This is a genomic window from Qipengyuania sp., from assembly GCF_042095715.1.
In the GTDB taxonomy this organism is placed as follows: domain Bacteria; phylum Pseudomonadota; class Alphaproteobacteria; order Sphingomonadales; family Sphingomonadaceae; genus Qipengyuania.
Genome location: NZ_JBELMO010000004.1, coordinates 81581 through 103619 on the forward strand (window position 1 = coordinate 81581; position 22039 = coordinate 103619).

The window sequence follows — 22039 nt, forward strand, 5'->3', positions numbered from 1 at the left end:
TATGGACAAGCGCCTGTGTTTGCCGGAGCCTTGTGATGCGGGATCATAGGGTTCTGCGCCGCGCTGCCAAGCTGGAGTTTACGACTTGCCCCCCATCACCCCCTCTAAGCGCAAAACCAGGTCCAAATTGCTAGCGGCGGGGCTGGTCGCCCTGCTTTCTGGCTGCGCCACTCAACCGCTGGCCCAAACCCGCTCCGCAGCTTCGGTCGCACCGGCCGCCGTCCTGATCGAGGGCGGCACAATCTACGACGGAGGAGAGGGCCCGCCCTTCGTGGGCGATGTCGCCCTGCGCGGCGACCGCATCGTCTATGTCGGCCCGCCACGCAGCATCGAGGCGAGGCAGACGGTCAATGCGCGCGGAATGATCGTCACCCCCGGCTTTATCGATCCGCACACTCACGCCGACGTGTTTCTTCGCTCCGCGTCCCGGTCGCAGCGCGTCAATGCCGCCTGGCTCAACCAGGGTGTGAGCACCGTCGTCATCGGAGTTGACGGGGGCGGCACACCCGAGGTGGCGGATGACGCCGCGAAGCTGACGGAGGCTGGCGTCGGCACGAATGTCATCCCTTTCGTCGGGTTCGGCGCAATCCGTGGGCGCGTGCTGGGGTCTCAGTCCCGCGCGCCCGACAGGCAGGAGCTGGCCGAGATGAAGCGCCTCGTCGCCAAGGCCATGTGCGAAGGCGCGAGAGGGCTCTCGACCGGGCTGTTCTACACCCCGCAAAGCTTTGCGACGACCGAGGAGGTCATAGCGGTCGCAAAAGAAGCGGCCCGGCGGGGCGGCATCTACGATACGCACCAGCGCGACGAATCCAGCTATTCCATAGGCTTGCTGGGTTCGGTCGAAGAGGCGCTCCGCATCGGCCGGGAAGCCGGAATGCCGGTCCATTTCGCCCATATCAAAGCTCTGGGCGTGGATGTTCAGGGCTATGCGCCTCAGCTCATTGCGATGATCGAAGCGGCTCGCCGCAACGGAAGCGAGGTTACCGCCGACCAATATCCCTGGCTCGCGTCCGGTACCAGCGTGGAAGCTTCGCTCCTGCCCGGATGGGCGCTTGCGGGTGGCAGGGAGGCCCTTGCGAAGCGGCTTGCAGATCCCGCGCAACGCCGCCGGATAGAGGAGGCGATGACGGAAAGCCTGAGACGGCGCGGCGGGGCATCATCCATGTTGCTGACCGCGCTGAACCAGCCATGGACGGGAAAAACGCTCGCGCAGATGGCGGACGTCTGGGAAGTTTCCCCGATCGACGCCGCCGTCCGGATCATTCAAGCCGGCCTTGATAAGGGCGGGAGCGGAGGAGACGTCGCATCCTTCAACATGGCGGAAAGGGATGTCGAACTTCTGATGCAGCAACCCTGGGTCATCACCTCTTCGGACGGCTCCAACGGGCACCCGCGGATGTTCGCGACCTATCCGGAGAAATATCGCAAATATGTGCGGGAGAAGCACACCATCGACCTTGGCCGTTTCGTGCGCCAGTCGACCGGGCAGGTCGCCGACATCTACAAGATCGACGGTCGGGGATACCTGAAGCCGGGTAACTACGCCGACGTGCTCGTCTTCGATCCGGATGAATTCGCCCCGAGGGCCGACTATCTCAAGCCGCGCGAACTGAGCGTCGGGGTGAAGGCGCTGTTCGTGAACGGCACGATGGCGGTGAAGGACAGTTCCGCGACTGGCGCAGCGGCGGGAAAAGTCCTTTTGCGCACGACCGTCCCTGATTGTCGCTGACGTGCGATTGGCGCTTGTGCAAGCGAAATAACCCCCGGCTATGGAGCACCCCTGCCTATCTATTCGCCTGCATTGCAGTGCAGACCCTAGCATTCGGGAAATCGGCTGATTTCGGGCCATCATGAAGAGTACGGTGATGGCGGCGAGCACGGCGTTGGTGGCAGGGGAACGCATGGCCAGCAATAAACCGCGCTTGCCGGGCAAGCTCACTCTCGATGGCCTAGATGGAACTGTCCGCGTTTCATACGACAGATTGGGCATCCCGCATGTCCGGGCTCAGTCGAAGCGGGATGCGTTTTTCGCGCAGGGCTATCTCGTGGCGCGCGACCGGTTGTTCCAGATCGACCTCGATCACCGGCAGCAGCTTGGCCGCATGGCGGAAGTTTTTGGGCCCAGCTTCAAGGCCGGGGATCGGGCGGCGCGCCTGTTCCATTTCCGTGGCGACATAGACGCTGAGCTTGATGCCATCCCCGAAGAGGTGCGGGCCTGCGTTGCCGCCTATGCCGCGGGCGTAAATGCGCGCATCGAGGAGACGCAGGCCGACCCGGGCTTGCTTACGCCGGAATACCGCATCCTCGGCATCGCTCCGCTGCCATGGGATCTGCGCGAGCTCGTGGCCATGCGCGGCCTCGCCAGCAGCAATGTGGACGACGAGATCCGCCGCGCCATGCTGGCGGCGCGTGGTCTTCTTGAATACGATCGCTACCGCGAGCCATTGCGGCCCCATCATGTGGCGAAGGTCCCGGATGGACTGGACGTCGGCGCGGTCAGCCTCGATGATCTCGGCATTCTCGGCGATCTTCAAACGCCCTTTTCGGAGCGACCGACGCAAGGCGGGCTGGACCGGGCGGACATGCTCTCCGACCATGCCAACCAGGGCAGCAACGCGTGGACGGTCTCCGGATCACGCACCGCCACCGGCCGGCCGATCCTGGCCAACGATCCCCATCTTGCCATCGGTGGTTTCGGTCCCCGCCATATCGTCCATCTGACCGCACCCGGTCTGGATGTTTTCGGTGCCGGATACCCCGGACTCCCAGGCATCATGCAGGGCCACACCGATCGATACGCCTTCGGTCGCACCAATTTCCATATCGACCAGACCGACCTCTTCATTCTCGAAACCGATCCCGAGAATGGCGATCTCTATCGCCGCGAACATGGATGGTCGGAACTGGACATGTACGAGGAAGTCATCGAGGTCAAAGGCGCGCAGCCCGAAACCGTTGCCTTTCGCTATGCTGACGGACGGCCGGTGATCTCCTGCGATAGCGACCGGAGTCGTGCGGTTGCCGCCGCCACGGTCAGCATGCTGCCGGGCTCGAACATGCGCTTCGCCCTTGTCGCCATCAACCTTGCACGCGATTGGGATGGCTTGCGCGAAGCGTTCAAGCTGCATGTTTCGCCGACCAATTTTCACTACGCCGATATCGAAGGAAACATCGGCTGGCACGCCATCGGCTATGCACCGCGCCGCAGCGGCCACGAGGGTCTGTTTCCGGTGCCGGGGGACGGGCGCTACGACTGGCAAGGCATGCTTGGCGTCGATGAGATGCCGAGCCTGTACAATCCCGAGCAGGGCTGGATCGCTTCGGCCAACGCCTACAACATTCCCGGCGATTACGCTTTCGCCGAAAAGCCGCTGAGCTTTACCTGGAACGACCCCTATCGGCACGACCGCATTGCGGAGGTGCTGAGCGAGCAGCCACAGCACTCGATAGCCGACAGCATCGCGCTGATGCACGATGTTCAGTCCCTACCCGCGCGCGCTCTCAAGACGTTACTGCCGCAGCAACCGACGCCCGGGGCCGAAGACGCGGCGGCGATGCTGGGGGCGTGGGATTGCGAGATCGGCAGGGAAAGTGCGGCAGCGCTGCTGTATGAAATGGTCCTGCCCGAACTGCGCTCGCTGGTCCATTACGCCATCGTGCCGGATGAGGCGCGCGACCTGGTTTCCAGTATCAATCTTTCCGTTTTGTTGGACGAACTCACAACCCTCGATCCGTGTCTCGGCACCGATCCGGCGCTCGAGCGCGACCGGCTGATGAATGAGGCCTTGGAAGCCGGTTGGAACCACGCGATCAAGCTGGCCGGCGATGATCCGGCGAAATGGCGCTGGGGCGATCTGCACCGCGTCACCATCGCGCATCCGCTGGCGCATATGCCGGCGATCGCGCGGGCATTTCCCACGATCGAAGGTGGCCGGTCGGGCGGCGATGCCACCACTGTCATGGCGCGCGGCGTCCCGTCTTCAGGGGGGTGGGACGTGCGGCATGGCGCAAGCTTCCTGTTCGCTGTCGATGTCGGAGAATGGGAGGAGAGCCGCTGGCTTTTGTTGCCCGGTCAATCGATCGATCCGTCCTCACCCCACTATCAGGATTTCTATAAGCTGTGGCTGGATGCCGACATGCAAAACCTTAGCTTCGGCAGCGAACACGACTGAGGGGATCGTTCCCCCGGCGTTTAGTTCGCGGCGGCAATCGCCAGCAAGGCCGTATCCATCGCCGCCACCGCAGCCGCCTCCCCGCCCGGCGGGATATCATTGGCAAACACCGATAATACGAGCATCTGTCCGCTCGCCCCCGGCATATACCCGGACAAGGCGCGCGACGCGTTGATTGACCCCGTCTTCGCGGTAATCGTACCCTCCAGCGCCGTTCCCTTGAAACGCCGCCCCAGAGTGCCGTCTTTTCCGCCAATCGGCAGGCTTTCGCGCCATTCGGCACCCCATGGCTGCCCGGCGACCCAGCGCAGGAGAGTGACCGTGGCGCGCGGGGTGACGCGATTATAGGTCGACATGCCCGAACCGTCGGCAAAGTAATGGGCGCCTTCGGGAACGCCCGCGTCGGTGAGGACGGCGGTCAGCACCGCTTCGCCATCCGCGATCGAGCCGCCCCCCGACAGCCTGCCGAGCCGCCGCATCAACAGCTCGGCATGCAAATTCTGGCTAACCTTATTGGTGCGATGGACATCCTTGGCCAGAGCTGGCGGCGGGAGCTGGGCGAGGAAGGGAAGTTCGGCAGTGGCAGGCGCGGGCGCATCGCCGCGCGTCTCTGGATCGTCGAGCGGCGAAAGCGGGCGATGCCTCGCCTCGACCTCACCCGTCACTTTCACGCCGCGTTCGGCCAGCATCTGTTTGAGCCGAAACGCGGCGTAATGCGCCGGATCGTCTATGCCCAGGGTAATCTTGTCCGCCTCTGTGTTCACGCCAACCGTCCCGAACACGCGCAATTCCCGGCTGCCGGGCATCCGCCACAGGCCGAGGTCCGACTTATCGCCGGCGATCGTCAGCGCATCGTTGCGAAGGCTGAAATAGCCGTTCCCCGACAGCCGGGGCGGTTTGCCGACTTCGGCAGGCTCGACCGTCAAGGTGAACTCATTGTCGTCCACGCTGAGCGCGGAAATGCCGGTCCCCCATGTGAAGGGGATGTTGTTCCAGCTCATGCCGGGGCTCCAACGATCGTCGGGATAGAAACGATCGTCGCCGATCACGTCGCGCACGTGCCGGGTGCGCGCGGCGATTGCATCGGCCAGCGTTGCCAGACAGTCCGCCACGCAATCCGGCGCGGATGACAGGTTTGGATCGCCCCGCCCCTCGATCACTACGTCGCCGTTCTTTTCCAGCCGCACCCCCGTCCCGCGTGCACGCTCTTGCAGCTCCGGCAGGCGCGCGTAGGTGGCCACGGTGGTGAAGATCTTGGTATTGGACGCAGGCATGAACCGCTGATCCGGCGCGATAGCCAGCAATGGTCTGCCGTCGATCGTTTCGACCATCATGCCGTATCGCGTGCCTGCAGGCGCAGAAGAAAGAATCGCCTGCACCTGTTCCAGCAAAAGCGGATCGCCCGCCTCCGCCGGGAGCGACGGGGCAGTCGGCGCGCTGGGAGCAGGCAGCCGAACCACCGGCGACTGGGCGAACGAGGGCACGGTGGCGAGCCATGCCACCGCAGCAATCAGGGACAGATTTCGCATCATCGGCACACTAACTTCACCTCGCCACCCCGCGACAGTCGACTATTGCGCCACACTCCATAACCGCAAGCGATGGTCGCGCATCCAACCGCACCGGTTGCGATTGCGCGGAGGGCCAACCACGGATATCCCATCGATCAATCAGGCAAAACATGGGCATCCAACTGTGCGCTATTATCTGGGCTTCGATGCCGGTGGCAGTAAATGCCGAGCACGGTTGATCACTTCCGACGGTGAGGTTGTCGGACAGGGCGAAGGCGGCCCGTCGAATACGCGGCTGGGTCTCGAGGCCGTCCACGAACGGCTGCTGGAAGTCGGCGCGATGGCGACGGGGATGGCTGGGCTGGGCGACGAGGATTTGAAACACATCGTCATGGGTGCCGGCGTTGCCGGGCTGTCGCGCCCCGGCATGCGCGAGGCCTTTGCCGCCCTTCCCTTCCCATATGCCTCCAGCGCCTTCGAAAGCGACGGGATGATCGCCAACCTGGGCGCGCACGGCGGCGCGGACGGCGCAATCCTGGTCATTGGCACGGGCAGCATCGCTCATGTTCGCCAGGAGGGAAAAAGCTTCTCCATCGGCGGATACGGTTTTCCGATCTCGGACGAGGGCAGCGGAGCGGCACTGGGGCTCAGCGCCATGCGCCACGCGCTGCGTGCGCTCGACGGACGGACCAAACCGACCCCCCTCAGCAGCGCCATTACCGCACGCTTCGGTCACGAAGTCGTGCGGGCCATTGCCTGGATGGATGGCGCCGCCCCCGCCGATTATGCGGCCATGGCGCCTTTGGTCATGGATTTTGCCGAAGCGCATGACGAGATCGCACGATCCATCGTCGAAGACGCGGTTCTGCATATCGAACGCTTCATCGAGACGATATTCCAGCGCGGCGCCCAGCGCTGCTCTCTGGCCGGGGGCCTGTCGCAGCGGATGCGCCCCTGGTTACGCGAGCGTACGGTGGCGCGGCTGGTACCGGCAATGGGCGATCCGCTGGATGGCGCCCTATACCTTGCCGGTTATCGGGCAAGACCCGCCTAAACGCCCAATTGCGGCTGACCGCCGATCCACACCTGCCGGACACGATAGCGTTCATCGAGGTGAACCAGATCCGCGCGTTGCCCCGGCGCAATGCCGCCGCTCTCCCGGTCGAGTTTCAGGAATGCGGCCGGATTTCCGCTTGCCAAACGTGATGCCTGCGCCAAACTCAAGCCCAGCATGTCCATCGAATTGCGCAGCGCAAGGTCCATGGTGAGGGCAGATCCCGCCAACGTCCCATCCTCCCCACGCAGCGAACCATCGGCGACAGTGATCGTGCGGCCTTGAAGATCGAAGCGCGGCATGTCCGCTCCTGCCGGCGGCATGGCATCGGTCACCAGCATTCCCCCCTCCAGCCCGCGGGCAGCCAGAGCGACGCGGAGCGCGGCGGGATGCACGTGTTCCCCATCCACGATCAGCCCGAACCGGCTTCGACGGTCTTCGAGCGCCGCACCGACCATGCCCGGCGCCCGGCTGTGGAACTGTGTCATGGCGTTGAACAGGTGCGTGAATCCGTCGAGACCCTCGTCGAGGGCAGCGCGGGTCTCGTCATATGTCGCCATGCTGTGTCCGGCGGCCACGATCAGCCCTGCTTCGCGAAGCCGGCGGATCGTGCCGGGGGCCACGCATTCCGGCGCGAGGGTTACGAGCCTTACGCCGCGGGTTGGCCGGGTCAGCAGTGTCAGCGCCTCTTCATCGAGGGCGCGCATGAATCGTTGCGCGTGGATGCCGCGCCGCTCGCTGCTGATGAAGGGGCCTTCGATATGCAGGCCGATCACGCCCGGTATCCCTTCCGCGATGGCCTGATCGATCGCGCCGATTGCCTGCTCGATCACCGCGAGATCGTCGCTGATCAGCGTGGGCAGAATAGACGTCGTGCCGAACCTGCGATGGGCCGCCGCGATAGTGGCGATCCCGGCGACGCTCGGATCATCGTTTAACAACACTCCGCCACCGCCGTTCACCTGGGTGTCGATGAACCCCGGCAGCAGGTAACCCCCGCCCAGATCGATACGCTTCGCGCCTTCGTATCCGCCCCCCAGAGCGGCAATACGGCCCGCCTCGATGACGACCGCGGCTTCGCTTAGACCCTCGGGAATTACGATGGTCGCGTTTTCGAGAACGAGATTGGTCATCGCGTGCGGGTGACCTTGGACAGAAAGGGCGGATCGTCCGGATCGCGACCGAGCCTGCGGGCCAGCGCTTCGGCCAGGCGATAAAAACTCGCGATCATGCCGATGCTGGTCACGGCCGGATCCTTCGATCCGGCGATCGGTAGACGGATGGCGGCGGGCGCGGTCGTATCCTCCGACCCTGCCGCAATGACCTTTGCACCGCGTTCCGCGAATGCAGCCAAACGCTCCGCAAACCCTTGTGCCGCTTCGTCCGCAGGCGCGAACGCCAGGATAGGATCGCCCTCACCCACCAGCGCCATCGGACCGTGAGCGACTTCGGCGCTTGAGAAACTTTCGGCGTGGATCTGGGCCGTTTCCTTGAACTTTAGCGCCGCTTCCGCCGCGATCGGCCAGGTCAGCCCCCGGCCAAGAACCAGAACTTGGCGAACCGCGGCAAGCGGCTCGATCGCTTCGCTCCAGTCCATGGCCCAGGCATTGTCGAGCAAGGCGCCGGCATCGCCGAGCGCTCGCGCCAATCCTCGATCCTCTCCCCAGTGCGCAGCCAAATCGGAAATCGCGGTGAGTGACGCGATGAAGCTTTTCGTGGCTGCAACACTACGCTCCGAACCTGCGTGGAGCGGAATCACGATATCCGCCTCCTCTGCCAGCGGTGAAGCGGGATCGTTGACCATCGCCACCAGGAACGCGCCCTGCCCCCGCACGGCTTTTGCCGTTTCGATCAAATCTGGGCTTTTCCCGGATTGCGAGATGGCCAGTGCGAATGCCCCGGCCACTTTTGGGGAAACCTTGCCATACAGCGTAGCAAGAGATGGTGACTGGCTGACCACCGGAATGCCAAGGCGCGTTTCGAACAGCAGCTTGGCGAAATTCGCCGCATGATCGGAAGAACCCCTGGCGATCGTGAGGGCAAAGGGCGGGTCCAGACGCCGCAAGCGGGCTGCCGCATCTACCATCAGGCTACGGTTTCGGGCGATCTGGCCTTCGACGACAGTGCCCGCGCTCTCCGCCTCCTGAAGCATTAGGCTCTGGGGCTCAGACATAACGATCACCTATATGCATGTTTGATAGAGAAGGATTGGATTGCGCGCCCGGCTGGACGATAGGCTTGCATCTATGAGCACCGAGACCGCGAATCCCAACCTTGCCGAAATAGACCGATGGCCCATCGAGCGCGCAGTTGGCGCCATGCTCGAAGGCCAACAAGAGGCGATCGTGGCTCTGGAGTCCCAGACGGGCGTGATCGCCCGCGCTGCGGAGGCCGCTGCCGAGCGGTTGGCGGGCAATGGGCGTCTGGCTTATGCGGGCGCGGGCACCTCGGGTCGTATCGGGGTTCAGGACGGTGTCGAACTCACACCCACTTTCGGCTGGCCCGAGCAGCGGCTGGCTTTCCTTCTCGCTGGCGGCGATGCCGCCATGATGCGCGCCGTGGAAGGCGCCGAAGACGATGCCGATGCGGGTCAAGCAGCGGTAGGCGATGCGGCGCTGGGGCCGGGCGACGTGCTGATTGGCATCGCCGCCAGTGGACGCACGCCGTATACGCTGGGCGCACTGCAAGAAGCGCGAGCGCGCGGCTGCCTGACCATTTCGCTGGCCTGCAACGCCGACACGCCATTGCTTGCCGCCGCCGAACACCCCATCCTGCTCGACACCGGAAGCGAAGCCATTGCCGGATCCACGCGCATGAAAGCCGGCACCGCGCAAAAGGCGGCGCTCAACGTGCTTTCGACGGCGATCATGCTCCGCCAGGGATTTGTCTTTCGCGGGCTGATGGTGAGCATGCGCATTTCCAACGCCAAGCTGCTGACGCGCGGAATAGCGATGGTGAGCGAAATCGCTGGCGTAGGCGAGGCGGAAGCCCGTGCAGCTCTGGAGCGCGCCGGGAAAGACATCCGTACAGCGGTTCTCGTCGCACTCGGCATGGGTCTCGAGGATGCACGCGCACGAATCGCGAAGGCGCCCCGCGACTTTGCAGGATTGGTGGAAGGGATGCGGGGCCGCTGAGGGCGGTTTAGTAGAAGCGCACATCGCTCAGTTCCAGCCACGCAGTGCCGCCGGGCGAGCCCCTGAGTTCGAAACGCAAGGCCCGCAGCTTCGCGAGATCGAGCGCGATGTCCTCGTTCCCACTCTCGAACTGCGCGAACGGAATGAATATCTCACGGCTGTCTCCGGTGGCCTTGAAACCCGCACCGAACCAGTCGCTTCCGTCGATGCCATAGCTTTCGATCCGCAGCCGATAATCGCCCGCGCCCCGGGCCTTGAAGGCGATCCCCGTGAACCCGCTCGCATCCGCCAGCTGTATGCCACCGCGGGTGAGAGGCAGCACCCATTGCGCGAACGGCCTTGCGCTGGCCCCGAACCGGGCAAGTGCAAAGGCCGGGGAAGCACTGTCTTCGCTTGTGCCGGGATGCGCGACATCGAGGTGGCTGTGATCGGCCCCTCTGTCAGATGCGTCGACGGGTAGCGTATCAAGATCGCTCCTCCCGTCGGGCCGCGCGCCGGAATAGATCGGCCCTTCCATCCTATGGAAGGGTAGCGGCGTCATCGCCCTATTCTCCAGACGCTTGCGTAGCTCGCGCAAAGGCGCTTCGCGGCCTGAGACCCAGACCCTTTCCACGTTCCACAAATCTTCGATGGTCTGATCCGGCTTGCCGTCGACCAGGATCATGTCCGCGCGCATGCCCGGGGCGATGGTCCCCACCTTGTCGTCCACGTGCATGATGCGTGCGCTTGTCCTCGTCGCGGCGACGATCGCCTGCGCAGGCGTGAAGCCCAGCGTCGTCAGCAGACCGATTTCCCGAATGGCCGCCGGGCCATGGTACACGCCCCCGATCCCGGAGTCCGTGCCGATGCCGATATCTATTCCGGCGGCATGGATACGGCGCACATTGGTCTGAAGGATGGACCATCGCTCCGCGTCATATTCGGCAACCGGCTCGCTCGGCCGGGCAAGCCGCGCACGCTCGCGAGCCTGCTCGGGCGGACTGAGGCTTGCCCATTCGCCAGCGCTGAACTTGCGGGTTTGCTGGGGTTCGTACACCACCATGGTCGCGACATAGGCGGTGCCGTTCCGCTTCATCAGCGCGATCAGTTCATCGTCGACAAGCGCATCGCCGACGCCATGGACGAGCGAATCTACTCCCGCCGCCGCGGCGATTTTCGCCCCCTCCAGAGTCACAGTGTGAGTCACCACGGGGATACCGGCGGCATGGGCATCGAAAACGATAGCCGCCAGCGTTGCGCGGTTCATACTGTTGAGGTCGGGATCGCGATCGTACCGCCACCCATCGGCGAAAACCTTGATCACGTCCGGCTTGTACGGCAGCGCACGCGCCATCACCAGATGGGCGGCGCGCGGCGTAGCTGCCTTCATCGTGAAGAAATCGCCCCACCCGTATTCGGTCCCATGACCACCCGGTACGCCGGTGCGGATCGCGAGATTGAGATGAGGTGCCGGGATCGTACCCGCCGTTCCGGTCATTTCCCGGATCGGGGCGAGCATCTCCGCGGAAACCGAATAATCGTTTACCGTCGTGATCCCGCGCAGCAATTGCCCGGCATATGCCTTACCGAGATCTTCGGGCGCATCGTAGCCGGGCGAGCGCAGATGCGTATGCAAATCGTGCAATCCGGGCAGCAATGTCATGCCCCTGGCATCGATCACCTCCGCACCGCGCGGCCGCTCGACGCGCCGGGCGATGGCCACGATGGTATCACCGCGGACGAGAACTTCGCCGGGGAAAGCCGGTGCTCCCGTCCCATCGAAAATGCGGGCGTTGCGAATTACGAATGCGTCCGCGTCATCCGGTCGGGCTACGGAAACGGTCGCGCCGAACATCAGCGCGCACAGCGCGAGCATGGCCGCAATCAAAGCTCTCGATCGCATCACGCCCTGGCCCCGCGACCTGCCGTATACTCAGTCCCCACCATCATCACTGCGATCGACCTTGCAGGCGATCCCATGCGGCAATTATCGCCTCGCCCGTGTCCCGCCGCAGGGGTTTGATATGCATTGCGTCATGCCGGGTCGGGTGGACCCTATTGGTGAGCAGCGTCCAGGCAAGCCCCCGTTCGAAGTCGATCCACAAGCCGGTCCCGGTAAAGCCAGTGTGTCCGATGGTGGATCTCGAGCAGGTCAAGCCGCCCGGCCAGCCTCCATAGGCGGATTCCCAGCCGCAGGTACGGCTATGGTCCAATGGCGTTCGGATAGCTTCCATCATCGGTGGAGACAGTACCTTGCCCTGTATCAGGTCACGCGCAAAACCGAGCACCCCGTCGACCGTCCCGAACAGTCCGGCATGGCCTGGGGCGCCTCCGAGCGCGGCGGCGTTTTCGTCATGCACCTCCCCTTTCAGAACCCGCCCGCGCCAGGAACAGCGCTCGGTCGCGACTGCGGGTCCGGGCGGGGGACCGTAACTCAGCCCGTCACCAAGCGGCCACGCGCTCAGCGGCTCTCCCGTAATGCGTTCTATGGCTATGCCCAGTAGGATGAAATTGATGTCCGAGTAGACCGGAGGGCCGAGCGGCCAGGCACGCTGCAGGACGAAGGCGCGCATGCGCGCAGGATCGTCGCCATAGGTGTAGATCGGGAACACCGCCGGCAGAAAGGTGCGGTGGGCCAGGCAATCGCGGAACGTCAGCTGGCGCTCGGGGGCCCAGGCAAGATCATATTGGCGAAGGTCCGGAATGGCATCGGTCAGAGGGCGATCGAGATCGAGCTTCCCCTGCTCGGCGAGCTTCAGGATCATGGTGGTGGTCGCGATGACCTTGGAAACGGACGCAAGATCGAACCAATGCTCGCGGGTCAGCTCCTCGCGTTCCGGCTCGACTGCAGCATCGCCGGCATAGCGCACCGCCAGATTGCCCTCGACATCGACCACGCCGAGGGTCGCGCACGGCACCTTGCCTTCTTCCAGATATTTCGCGGCCGGGCCGAACCCGCCCTCGCATAACTCTTCGATCATACAGGTCTCTCCGGCCCGGCAGACATTCCGCGCGGGACGACTCTAGCCAAAAACGGCAACAACAGGATCGCTGCCAAACTCAGCGCGCCCGAAAGCAGGAAAAAACCGTCATAGCCCATTTCCTGCTGCATCGTGCCCGACGCACCGGCCAGCAGGCGGGCGAGCAGGAAAGCAAATCCCGACAGGAATGCGTATTGCGCCGATGGGAAACGGGGGTTCACCAGCATGGACAGATAAACCACGAACACCGCCCCGGCCAAGCCGTTGCCGAACTGATCCGCGGCCACGCTGGCATAGAGTATCCATCCTTCCGGTCGCGCCTGCCAGAGCCAGACATAGACCCAATTGCCAAGCGCGGCGAAAAGAGCGCCCACGGCCAGCGCCCAGCCGAGCCGCCAACGCGCGGCGATCCACCCTCCTATGGCGACGCCGACGATGCTGGCCGGCAGCGCCACGGCACCATCAGCAATGCCGATCTGATTCAGCGAATAGCCGCGCGCATCCCACATCGGGTGGGAAAGGGTCAGCGCCAGCACATCGCCGACCCTGTAAAGAGACACGAACCCCAGCACCAGCAAGGTGGCAAAGCCATAGCGCCAGAAGATATCGACGTATGGCCCGAGGGCAGGAGAGCGGCGCCACGGTGCATCCTCTCCCATCTTGCGGATGCGGGGCAGCGCCACTGCCAGGGCGAGGAACGGCAGCATGCAGATGACCAGGACATAAGGGGTGACATTGCTGTCGGACGTGATGCCCAACGCACTGAAACCGCGAAGTGCGAGCCATCCGACGAGCGCCGTGGCGAGGGAGGAAAGCACGAGGATCGGGACACTTACCCCCAGCCCCCGGAGAAGCGCGCCGGTACGCTTCGCCACGGCTAGCGGTTCAGGGCGCATCGCCGCAAGCACGGGAAAGGGGAGAAACGCGAGCAGGGCAATCGCAAGATAAGCCCACATCCAGTCCGCGCGTGCCGCAACCAGCGCCGCGCCGCTCCCCGCCGCAACCATCGCGCTTCGATAGCCCCAGAGGTTCGCCGCCACGATCGGACCCTGCGCTTCCTGCGTCGGGGCCAGCTCGATACGCCAACCATCTGCCGCCACCTCCAGCGTCGTGGTCCAGAACGCCAAGAGGATCGCGAACAGCGCGACAAGCGGGAGGTTGGTATCGTCCGCAGTGAACGCCATTGCCACCATCGCGGCGAAAATTCCCAGTTGCGACAGCATGATCCAGCCGCGCCGCTGGCCCCAGAAGCTGGAAAACCCCGGTACGCTGAGCCGGTCGACGATCGGTGCCCAGAGAAACTTGAAAGTCGGTAACAACGCCACCCAGGCGAAAAAACCGATCAATGCGATATCTACGCCGTGCCGGGATAGGCGCAGCGTCAGCACCGCGTTGAACATGTAGAAGGGCAGTCCGGCGGAAAACCCCAACAGCAGATAAAGCAGCATCAGACGGCGCCGATCCGGATCGACCTGCCGCAGCTTTCCTCGTTTGCCGGCAATCATCCGCCGGTGCCTACAGCCAAGTCAATCATGCTTGGCTGCGTCGGCTTGCGGTGCGATGGCAAATATCTTGCCGGGGTTGAGCCGCGCATCGGGATCGATGGCACGCTTCAACGTTCGCATGAGATCCACCGCCCCCTCCCCATGCTCACGCAGCAGCGCCTCCCGCTTACCAAGCCCGATCCCGTGTTCCCCCGTGCACGTCCCGCCGACCGATAGCGCATGGTCGACGAGTGCCTCGTTCACGCGTTCCGCCCGCTGGCGTTCTTCCTGATCATCGGGATCTAGCGCGAAAAGTACGTGGAAATTTCCGTCACCCACGTGCCCCACGATAGGTGCGGTCAGACCGGCATCGGCGATGGCAGCATGCGCGCTGGCTATCGCATCGGAGAGGTGCGAGATCGGGACGCAGACGTCGGTCGACCATACAACCGCGCCTGGCCGCGTCGCACGCGCCGCCGGCAGGGCATCATGCCGCGCGCGAAAAAGGCGATTGCGCTCATCGGCATCGCTCGACATCTGGAAATCGCGTCCGCCGTTGTCCTTCCCGATAGCTTCGATCGTCATACGCTGGTCTTCGATGATCGCTTCACCTCCATGCAGCTCGATGAACAACGTCGGCAACTCTGGCAGATCGAGATGAGAAAAGGCGTTGCATGCGCGGATTGCAGCCGGATCGAGCAGCTCCATACGCGCCACGCCGACACCAAGCTGAATGGTGTTGATGACGGTAGAAACCGCGCCCTCGATCGTGTCGAAGGTGAAGCTTCCGGCTAATATCTTCTCGGGGATGCCGTGCAGGCGCAATGTCGCCTCGACGACCAAGCCGAGCGTCCCCTCCGATCCGGTGAAGAGATGGGTGAGATCGTATCCTGCGGCGGATTTGCGCGCGCGGGAACCGGTTTTGATCAGGGTCCCATCGGGCAGGACCACTTTGAGCGCCAGAACCGTTTCGCGCATGGTGCCGTATCGCACCGCGTTGGTGCCGGACGCACGCGTCGCGATCATGCCGCCGATGGTGGCATTGGCCCCCGGATCGAGCGGAAAGAAGAGGCCGGTGGTACGCAGTTCGGTGTTGAGATCGATCCGGGTGACGCCCGGTTGAACGACGCACAGCATATCGGGCGCACTCACTTCGAGGATCCGGTCCATCTTGCCGAAGTCGATCGTGATCCCTCGCTCCACGGGGCTGGCATTGCCCTCGAGTGAAGTGCCCGCTCCCAGCGCCACCACCGGGATGCCGCGCCGGTGAGTGGCGGCCATGATCGTGCACACCTCTTCGGTCGTTTCGGGTTGCACGACGATTGAAGGCGTCACTTTTGCGTGATGCCCTTCGGAAAGAGCGAAGGTCGCGAGCCGCGAGGGGCTGGTGATCCAGCGCTCCCCGAACAGCGGCGACATCTCTTCCGTCAGGGCATCGAGCAAATCATTCATCGCGCGCTCCGTATGCACGGCCGCAGAGCACCAAGGTGAAAAAACACATTGGAAGCCCGCATGCCGGCGGCGCCGGCCGGCTTCGTTTCGAAAACTTTGATCATACGACCCTGCGCCTCCTCGGATGCCTCGGCGAATATTGCGTAGATTAGCCGCATCGGCTTGGCCACCATATCGGCTGCCGGTTCTCAGCCTCATGCCAAATGGCTATGTGCAGTCGAGGCGGCACCCCGGGTTCGAGAAATTTACTGCCTGCTGGGTGAGGCCATGGTTTCGGCGTCGCCGGCTCTTGCACTCGCGGTTTACCGAAGAGGCTGGTCGCTTTGCGCAAGCTGGCAAATCTGCGCGTCTGACAACAAACGGGATTTGGTAGCGGAGGAGGGATTCGAACCCCCGACACATGGATTATGATTCCACCGCTCTAACCGACTGAGCTACTCCGCCCCACAGGGCCAATTCGAGGCTTCAGCCCCGGGCAGGCGGCGCGTTTAGGGCGCGATGTGCGTCTGGTCAATGCGGCTTTTTGATAGAATTGCGCTCATGCCTCGCCGCCGGCGCCGTGCGCCTTGAGGGTTTCGTTCATTCGCACGACCTTTGCGGCCAGGCTGCGATTGAGGGCACTGTCGAGCGCGCGCCCGATTTCCGGCGCAGTGCGGGACAATTGCGCCAGCGCATCTCGATCGAGTGTGGCGACCCGCATCGGATCGGCCGCGCACACCGTGGCGCTGGCCCTATGACCCGATATGAGGCTCATCTCGCCCAGGAAATCTCCGGGACCGCATTCCCCAACCCGTTTCGCGTCGACCTCAATATCGGCCCGACCTCTGGCAACGTATACCAGGGGGGGCGCAGCCTGGCCCTGCTTCATCAGGCATTCGCCCGGTGAGATATCCTGCCACTTCATGAGGTCGCGCAGATGCCGTTGTTGCCCAGGCTCCGTGATTTTCATGACTTCGTCGAAAAGTTCGCGCTCTTCCTCGAGCAGCTTGCCGCTGCGAGCCCGCATTTCGAGCGCCGCAAAGTGCACCAGGTTCACCGCCGCGAACAAGCCCGACCACAATATCCAGACCACGGACGAACCAGCCAGAACGAAGTTGACCAATGCGACAAGGCCCGCCAGCGTCATCATCAGCCGCATCGTGCGCACCCGTGTCATCACCGCAGCGACAACCAGCAGGAGTGCGGCGATATGTGCGATCAGATAGGCTGTTTCCATTGCTATCCCCCCGTCGGCACCTAGCTTCGCCGCCGCCCGGGCGGCCGGAAGGCGAAGCGCCGAACCGCCTCCCAAGGGCCACCACGATAGCGGAACAGGGCCATCCCGGGGAAGGCGAAATCGCGTGGCGCAAACTCTTCGGCCAATTCCGACCGAAGCGCGCGTGCCTCGGCAGGCGGCACCTTGTTCTGGACGGTAATATGGAGCCGGGGGCGATGCTGGTCCTGAGCGGTCAGCATGCCGTGAAAATGTTCGGCGATCCGATCGCGCAGCGCCAGCAGGTCATTGCTGCTGACCTTCAGAGCCGTTCCGCGCCCGAGATTCATAACACTGTCGAGCCTTGCGGGAATCGGAGCATTCTCGCTGGCGAGACGTGCAAGGAGGGTTTGCAGCTCGTCGCCCAACAGGGAAGGCAGCGCATGGAACAGAGTGACGTGCGCTTCGAGAAAATTTCGCTCCGGCGGAAAATGGCGGTCCCGCAGGCGCGTGGCCCAGCGATGCAGGTCTGCCGGTAATTCGGCGGTCAGGATGAATGGCGCGTCGTCGCTCACATTTCGCCGCGGGCGCGCCTGATCGCGCGCCATTTGGCGACATTGGCATTGTGCTCGGCCAGCGTATTGGCAAACACATGGCCACCGGTGCCGTCTGCTACATAATACAGAGCCTCGGTCTTGGCGGGATCGAGGACTGCAGCGATGGATTCGCGGCCGGGATTGGTGATCGGCCCCACCGGCAACCCGGCGATTGCGCGCGTGTTGTATGGATTGGGATCGCGCAGTTCGGATCGGCGAATGAGCCTGCCTAACGGCTTGCCCTTGGTAATCGGATAGATCGCGGTGGCATCGGCACCCAGCATCATCCCGATACGAACCCGGTTCGACATCACGCCCGCCACCATCGGGCGCTCGCTCGCCTTGGCAGTTTCCTTCTCCACCACCGAAGCGAGAATTACCGCCTCGCGCGGGGTTTTGGCCACCGTCGTCGGCTTGCGGTTCTTCCATGCCTGGGCAAGATATTCGGTCATCGCAGCCTGCATGCGCTTAAGGACCGCGGCGCGCGTTTCGCCGCGCTGGAAATCATAGCTGTCCGGCAGCACGCTGCCCTCCGCGGGCACCGGTATGTCGCCGGTCAGCAGCTTTTCCGCCTTCAGTCTCTCCCACACCAGGATCGAAGGCATGCCTTCGGGGATCGTCACCATCCGCCGGATCGGCTGGCCATGCTGAAGGGTGTCAAGAATCTTGGCTTCGCTCGCCGCCGCAGGCAAGGCGAACTCGCCCGCCTGAATTCCATCGCCGGAGCCCAGGATCTTTGCGCGCAGAAGGAAAGAACTGGCGCTTGAAATGGCCCCCTCTTCCTCCAGCTTTTCCGCAGCGGAGGTCAATGTGGCGCCTGCCGGCACAGTGAAGGCGGCCTCTTCATTGAGGGTTCCGCCAAGCCACCATCCGCCTGCAAACCACGCCAGGAAGGCCGCGGCCACGAGCCCGATCAACAAGCAGCCGAGGCGCCGCATCGTTAATCCACCTTCGTGAAGATGACGCTCGCATTGGTCCCGCCGAAGCCGAAGCTGTTGCTGAGCGCGGCCTTCACTTCACGCTTCTTCGCTGTGTGCGGCACGAGATCGACGCCCTCGGTTCCTTCGTCGGGGTCATCCAGATTGAGCGTCGGCGGCACGATCTGGTCGCGGATCGCGAGGATGCAGAACACCGCTTCCACAGCGCCTGCTCCCCCAAGAAGGTGGCCGATGGCGGATTTGGTGCTCGACATGCTGGCGCCGCACAGATCATCGCCCAGCACGCGCTTGACCGCTGCCAGTTCGATCGTGTCCGCCATGGTGCTGGTGCCGTGCGCGTTGACATAATCGATGTCGCAGGGCTCCAAGCCGGATTTCTTGAGCGCCATCTTCATGGCCAGTTCCGCGCCGCGCCCCTCAGGATGCGGAGCGGTCACATGATAGGCGTCGCCCGAAAGGCCGTATCCGACTACCTCGGCGTAGATCTTCGCGCCGCGCGCCTTGGCGTGTTCGTATTCCTCCAGCACGACCACGCCGGCGCCCTCGCCCATCACGAAGCCCTGGCGATTCTTGTCGTAGGGGCGGCTCGCCTTTTCGGGCGTGTCGTTCATGCTTGTGTTGAGCGCACGGGCCTGGGCGAACCCGGCCACACCCAGCGGGTTGATCGTGGATTCCGCACCGCCGGCCAGCATGATGTCGGCATCGTCATCCTTGATCATACGCGCCGCGTCGCCGATCGAGTGCGCGCCGGTGGAACAGGCTGTCACGACGGCGTGGTTGGGGCCCATGAGGCCGTATTTGATCGAAACCTGCCCACCCACGAGGTTGATGAGACGCCCGTGAACGAAGTGGGGGCTGACCCTGCTGGGGCCACGCTCATGCAGGTTGATCGATTCGCTTTCGATTCCCGGCAAGCCGCCGATACCCGCGCCGATGGATACACCGGCGCGCTCCTTGGTCGCCTCGTCCATGTCGGTGAGGCCCGCGTCCTCGAGCGCCTGGCCGGCTGCATCGATGCCGAAGACGATGAAGGGATCGACCTGGCGCTGGATCTTGGGATCGACCCGCTTGTCCGGATCGAAACCGAATTCGTGGTCCTTCGCCTTCACCTCGCAGGCGATGGTGCACTTCTGATCCGACGCGTCGAAATGGGTGATCTGCGCGGCCCCGCTGCGGCCGGCGATCAGGTTTTTCCAACTCGTTTCCACGTCAGCGCCCAGCGGCGTCACGAGACCCAGACCGGTTACGACAACACGGCGCATTCAAACTCTCCACATTCCAGTAGGCTGCCAGATAGGTACGGCACATCCCATACGCCAACAGGCCCGAACCCCCTGGGGGCCGAGCCTGCCGAAAAAGCTTCGATCACGACGGAGCGACAAGCCTTGGCCGGCCGATCGGGCGCGACGGGCTCAGCCCTTGTGTTCGTCGATGTACTTGGTCGCGTCGCCGACGGTGGCGATCTTCTCGGCCGCGTCGTCGTCAGGGATTTCGACGCCGAATTCTTCCTCGAAAGCCATCACGAGTTCGACGATGTCCAGGCTGTCAGCACCCAGATCGTCGATGAAATTGGCTTCCGGCGTGACTTTCTCTGCTTCGACGCCGAGATGCTCGACGACGATCTTCTGCACGCGTTCGGCAGTATCGCTCATTTTATTCCCTCTCGAACTTGGGGGTTGGGTTGCCTGTCGCCCTAGTGAACGACGCAAGGGCTGGCAAGTGCCCTGCCCGCCAACATTCGCAGATCGAGGCGCTGTTCGCGCCGACTGTCGAAAAATGCTGAGCGAGTCGATGGCTGTGGATCGGGGCAAGGCCCGCAGTGATCGCGCTACGCCTAACTTGCGAGCGACACGCCTACGGGATTGGTCGAAGCTGACTCCAGATGTTATGAGGCATCACGGGATCGCGAATGCACAGACGCCAGCAAACCGGGCGCGCCTTATGCACATTCCTATGAGGGGGCTTAATGCAATGAAATTCGCGAAAGTTTTGGCAATTGCAGCTGGCATGGCTGGACTGGTGGCCAGTTCGCCAGCCATGGCGAAAGACGAATCATCCGGTCGCAAGGCGCAATCCCAGGGGACGGCGGAGATCCCCATCTGCACGAGAAATCTCGGCACCATCGCCATCGTTGAACCGGACACACAGTGGTGGCGCGAACTGAGCCTGGGTAGCCCGGAGGCGATCCTGCGGGTATTCGTACAGCGATCCGGCTGTTTCACGCTGGTCAACCGCGGCCGAAGCCTGCAAAACCGCGCCATGGAGCGCGCCCTTGCCGAGCAGGGCGAATTGCAGGAAGGTTCGAATATCGGCGGGGGCCAGGTGAAGGCAGCCGATTATTTCCTTCAGCCCGACATCGTCAGCAGCAATTCCAACAGTGGCGGCGGTGGCCTAGGTACCATAGCGGGCGGTCTCCTGGGACGCAGTTTTCTGGGCGGGATAGCTGGCGGCATCAATATCAGGAAGAAGGAAGCCAACGTCACGCTGAGCGTGGTCAATGCGCGCACCACCGTCGAGGAGGCGCTGGTTGAAGGCTATTCGCGCAAGTCCGACCTGTCGTTTCGCGGCGGTGCCGGCGGCGGCTGGTGGAGCGGTTTCGGCGCGGCCGGAGCCAGCGGATACCAGAACACCGAGATCGGCCAGGTCATCGTGCTGGCCTATCTCGATGCCTATACCAAGCTTGTGACCCAGCTGGGTGGACTGCCGGAAAACGCGTCGGCAGCCGCGCCGCAGGCCCGCTGACAGAAGACCCCTGGTCTGCGCATCCGGCGTGAAGCCGGGCGCAGATCAGGCGTTCTCGCCCGGATCCTCGTCCCGATCCGTAGCGCCGCCGTTCATGTCCTTCGATTGGGCCGTATCGCCCTTCGGCTGTTCCATCAGGCGCACATGCACATCGCGCAGCTGGCGCGCACTGACCATGCTCGGCGCGCCCATCATCAGATCCTGCGCCCGCTGGTTGAGCGGGAAAGCGATGACCTCGCGGATGTTGGGCTCGTCGGCCAGCAGCATCACGATGCGATCGATCCCGGGCGCGGAACCGCCATGCGGCGGTGCGCCCAGCTTGAAGGCCTCGATCATGCCGCTGAAGTTGGCGTCCACATCGGCCTTCGAATAGCCGGCAATCTCGAACGCCTTGTACATGATCTCGGGCTTGTGGTTCCGGATGGCGCCGCTCGAAAGTTCGTAGCCGTTGCAGACGATGTCGTACTGCCAAGCCTTGATCTCCAGAGGGTCCTGGGTCTCCAGCGCCTCCATCTCGCCCTGCGGCATCGAGAAGGGATTGTGGCTGAAATCGATCTTCTTCGCGTCCTCGTCATATTCGAACATCGGGAAGTCTACGATCCAGCAAAACTTGAAGCAGCCCTGCTCGATCAGCCCCAGCTCTTCGGCCACGCGCGTGCGCGCCGCGCCGGCGAGCTTGGCCGCATCCTTTTCCTTGCCTGCGGCGAAGAAAAGCCCGTCGTTCTCCCCCAGACCCAACTCGGCATAGAGCTTTTCCATGCCCTCGGTGCCATGGTTCTTGGCGATCGGGCCGCCGAATTCCCC

At 63.6% G+C, this 22039-nt stretch carries 18 protein-coding genes and 1 tRNA gene; 5 read left to right on the forward strand and 14 right to left on the reverse strand.

What is annotated here, in order from left to right; genetic code table 11:
* Window positions 1-85: 85 nt before the first annotated feature.
* Both ACFDTG_RS02485 and ACFDTG_RS02490 read left to right on the forward strand, forming a co-directional pair.
* Entirely contained in the window at window positions 86-1729 is a 1644-nt protein-coding gene (locus ACFDTG_RS02485; protein ID WP_375289502.1) for an amidohydrolase family protein, read from the forward strand.
* Between the two features lie 121 nt (window positions 1730-1850).
* Window positions 1851-4172, forward strand: coding sequence for a penicillin acylase family protein (locus tag ACFDTG_RS02490; protein ID WP_375289503.1), 2322 nt, complete (start codon window positions 1851-1853; stop codon window positions 4170-4172).
* A gap of 20 nt (window positions 4173-4192) precedes the next feature.
* Here ACFDTG_RS02490 and dacB read toward each other — a convergent pair whose 3' ends face one another.
* A complete protein-coding gene (gene dacB / locus ACFDTG_RS02495) occupies window positions 4193-5704 on the reverse strand; it encodes a D-alanyl-D-alanine carboxypeptidase/D-alanyl-D-alanine-endopeptidase (RefSeq protein WP_375289504.1) in 1512 nt (503 codons plus the stop codon).
* Window positions 5705-5867: 163 nt separating this feature from the next.
* Here dacB and ACFDTG_RS02500 point away from each other — a divergent pair, with 163 nt between their 5' ends.
* Window positions 5868-6737 (forward strand): BadF/BadG/BcrA/BcrD ATPase family protein, encoded by an 870-nt coding sequence (locus tag ACFDTG_RS02500; protein ID WP_375289505.1) that lies wholly within the window; start codon window positions 5868-5870, stop codon window positions 6735-6737.
* Here ACFDTG_RS02500 and nagA read toward each other — a convergent pair.
* The gene (nagA, locus tag ACFDTG_RS02505) at window positions 6734-7870 is read right to left on the reverse strand and encodes an N-acetylglucosamine-6-phosphate deacetylase (protein ID WP_375289506.1); all 1137 of its coding nucleotides are present in this window, start codon (window positions 7868-7870) and stop codon (window positions 6734-6736) included. The genes ACFDTG_RS02500 and nagA overlap by 4 nt on opposite strands.
* Entirely contained in the window at window positions 7867-8910 is a 1044-nt protein-coding gene (locus tag ACFDTG_RS02510; RefSeq protein ID WP_375289507.1) for an SIS domain-containing protein, read from the reverse strand. The genes nagA and ACFDTG_RS02510 overlap by 4 nt, the downstream gene beginning before the upstream one ends.
* Window positions 8911-8950: 40 nt before the next feature.
* Here ACFDTG_RS02510 and ACFDTG_RS02515 point away from each other — a divergent pair, with 40 nt between their 5' ends.
* On the forward strand, window positions 8951-9871 hold the full coding sequence (locus ACFDTG_RS02515) for an N-acetylmuramic acid 6-phosphate etherase (RefSeq protein ID WP_375289508.1): 921 nt from the start codon (window positions 8951-8953) through the stop codon (window positions 9869-9871).
* Window positions 9872-9878: 7 nt separating this feature from the next.
* Here ACFDTG_RS02515 and ACFDTG_RS02520 read toward each other — a convergent pair whose 3' ends face one another.
* From ACFDTG_RS02520 to ACFDTG_RS02565, 10 genes are all read right to left on the reverse strand, one after another.
* Window positions 9879-11726 (reverse strand): amidohydrolase family protein, encoded by a 1848-nt coding sequence (locus tag ACFDTG_RS02520; protein WP_375289509.1) that lies wholly within the window; start codon window positions 11724-11726, stop codon window positions 9879-9881.
* A gap of 73 nt (window positions 11727-11799) precedes the next feature.
* On the reverse strand, window positions 11800-12831 hold the full coding sequence (locus ACFDTG_RS02525; RefSeq protein ID WP_375289510.1) for a serine hydrolase domain-containing protein: 1032 nt from the start codon (window positions 12829-12831) through the stop codon (window positions 11800-11802).
* Window positions 12828-14336 carry a permease gene (locus tag ACFDTG_RS02530; RefSeq protein ID WP_375289511.1) on the reverse strand — a complete coding sequence of 503 codons (1509 nt, stop codon included), beginning with the start codon at window positions 14334-14336 and terminating at the stop codon, window positions 12828-12830. The genes ACFDTG_RS02525 and ACFDTG_RS02530 overlap by 4 nt, the downstream gene beginning before the upstream one ends.
* A gap of 21 nt (window positions 14337-14357) precedes the next feature.
* On the reverse strand, window positions 14358-15767 hold the full coding sequence (locus ACFDTG_RS02535; protein WP_375289512.1) for an FAD-binding oxidoreductase: 1410 nt from the start codon (window positions 15765-15767) through the stop codon (window positions 14358-14360).
* 367 nt (window positions 15768-16134) lie between these two features.
* Window positions 16135-16211: transfer RNA gene (locus ACFDTG_RS02540), tRNA-Met, on the reverse strand.
* A 94-nt stretch (window positions 16212-16305) separates the two neighbouring features.
* Entirely contained in the window at window positions 16306-16983 is a 678-nt protein-coding gene (locus ACFDTG_RS02545) for a cyclic nucleotide-binding domain-containing protein (protein ID WP_375289513.1), read from the reverse strand.
* 20 nt (window positions 16984-17003) lie between these two features.
* Window positions 17004-17534, reverse strand: a complete 531-nt coding sequence (locus ACFDTG_RS02550; protein WP_375289514.1) for a 2'-5' RNA ligase family protein — start codon at window positions 17532-17534, stop codon at window positions 17004-17006.
* Window positions 17531-18493, reverse strand: coding sequence for an endolytic transglycosylase MltG (mltG, locus tag ACFDTG_RS02555; RefSeq protein ID WP_375289515.1), 963 nt, complete (start codon window positions 18491-18493; stop codon window positions 17531-17533). Before mltG ends, ACFDTG_RS02550 begins: the two co-directional genes overlap by 4 nt.
* Before the next feature lie 2 nt (window positions 18494-18495).
* On the reverse strand, window positions 18496-19755 hold the full coding sequence (gene fabF / locus ACFDTG_RS02560; protein ID WP_375289516.1) for a beta-ketoacyl-ACP synthase II: 1260 nt from the start codon (window positions 19753-19755) through the stop codon (window positions 18496-18498).
* 150 nt (window positions 19756-19905) lie between these two features.
* On the reverse strand, window positions 19906-20145 hold the full coding sequence (locus ACFDTG_RS02565; RefSeq protein WP_375289517.1) for an acyl carrier protein: 240 nt from the start codon (window positions 20143-20145) through the stop codon (window positions 19906-19908).
* A gap of 319 nt (window positions 20146-20464) precedes the next feature.
* Between ACFDTG_RS02565 and ACFDTG_RS02570 the strand changes: the two genes are divergently transcribed.
* Entirely contained in the window at window positions 20465-21235 is a 771-nt protein-coding gene (locus ACFDTG_RS02570; protein ID WP_375289518.1) for a CsgG/HfaB family protein, read from the forward strand.
* Between the two features lie 45 nt (window positions 21236-21280).
* Here ACFDTG_RS02570 and ACFDTG_RS02575 read toward each other — a convergent pair.
* Window positions 21281-22039: amino acid--tRNA ligase-related protein (locus tag ACFDTG_RS02575; protein ID WP_375289519.1), on the reverse strand; the 759-nt coding region annotated here is incomplete at its 5' end.